Origin of the sequence: Vibrio sp. 779(2023) (assembly GCF_033344285.1) — a bacterium.
Classification (GTDB): domain Bacteria; phylum Pseudomonadota; class Gammaproteobacteria; order Enterobacterales; family Vibrionaceae; genus Vibrio; species Vibrio alginolyticus.
On sequence record NZ_JAWPOM010000113.1, the window covers coordinates 1 to 1,351 of the forward strand.

Sequence of the window (1,351 nt, forward strand, 5' to 3'; positions counted from 1 at the left end):
CATTTGTAACTCTAGGTGGCATCAAATCTATCGCAAGTGTCGCAGGTAAAGTGGTTCCAGCAATGGCGCTGTTTTATGTGTTGGCGTGTCTTAGCGTGATCATCATGAACGCAGATCAACTACTAAATGCTGTTGAACTTGTGTTGGTATCTGCTTTCACGTCTACCGCAGCAACGGGCGGTTTCCTAGGTGCTAGCATCATGTTGGCAATCCAATCTGGTATTGCGCGTGGTGTATTCTCAAACGAATCAGGTTTGGGTAGCGCGCCAATGGCCGCAGCAGCAGCGAAAACAGACTCTTGTGTTAAACAAGGTTTGATTTCGATGACAGGTACCTTCTTCGATACCATCATCATTTGTACCATGACAGGTCTAGCCCTGATCCTAACTGGCGCTTGGCAAAGTGACTTTTCAGGTGCCGCGATGACAACACATGCCTTTGCTGTTGGTCTCAACGCAGAAACATTCGGCCCAATGCTGGTGTCTATCGGTCTGATGTTCTTTGCGTTTACAACGATCCTTGGTTGGAACTACTACGGTGAGCGTTGTGTGGTGTTCCTAATGGGCACAAAAGCGGTTCTGCCTTACAAGATTATCTTCCTTGCTCTAGTGGCTTCAGGCGCGTTCCTGCATCTAGACATGATTTGGATTCTGGCAGATATCGTAAACGGTTTGATGGCGATCCCTAACCTTATTGGTCTGATTGCGCTTCGTCATGTTGTACTGGCAGAAACTAAATTGTTCTTTAACCCTTCAGTTCAATCTGATGATCTTGATGCGGTAAAAGCATAGCTCTACAAAGAACCGTTAAGCCTGCACTTAAACGAGTTAGAAACCTTAAAACACAAAGCCCGCTCATGTTTAGCGGGCTTTATTTTTATCTAGATTCAGATGACAGCGTTAATCACGTGACCACTGATGTTCAACCTTCTGTCCACGCTTTTCAAAAAACTTAGCGTTTTGCTGTTTGAACTGATCAACTTTAATATCCGCGATTGGCCAATGGGCAAAATCTTCCGTAATGAAAGACTCATCAACGCCAAATTCTAGCGAATCTAAATGCTTACCTATGTAACGGTAAAAATAACTCTGTCCGACGCTATCACACACCATTGGCACATGCGCCATTCGCTGGCGATTCACTGATACGGATGCCCAAGTTGTGGTGTTCGGTTTGCAAGTCTTTTCCTGCACAACATCGATTTCAAACTTGTTGTCTAACGTCGTAGATACAAAAACGACGATCGCATCGTCAAGGTAAACCCGTCTTAACAAGAGCTGTTTGGTGTCGTGCGTTCGCGCCTTTTGGATACCATTAGAAAACGGCTCAAAGTGCGCCCAGTGCCACCCCC

The 1,351-nt window shown here is 45.7% G+C and carries 2 protein-coding genes; one reads left to right on the plus strand and one right to left on the minus strand.

All coding sequences use genetic code 11. The features are described 5' to 3' along the window. Positions 1-791, plus strand: a 791-nt coding sequence (locus R8O70_RS25360) for an amino acid carrier protein (protein ID WP_318184475.1), incomplete at its 5' end; no start/stop codon positions are given. Between the two features lie 108 nt (positions 792-899). Here R8O70_RS25360 and R8O70_RS25365 read toward each other — a convergent pair. After that, positions 900-1,351, minus strand: a 452-nt coding sequence (locus tag R8O70_RS25365) for a threonine transporter RhtB (RefSeq protein ID WP_318184476.1), incomplete at its 5' end; no start/stop codon positions are given.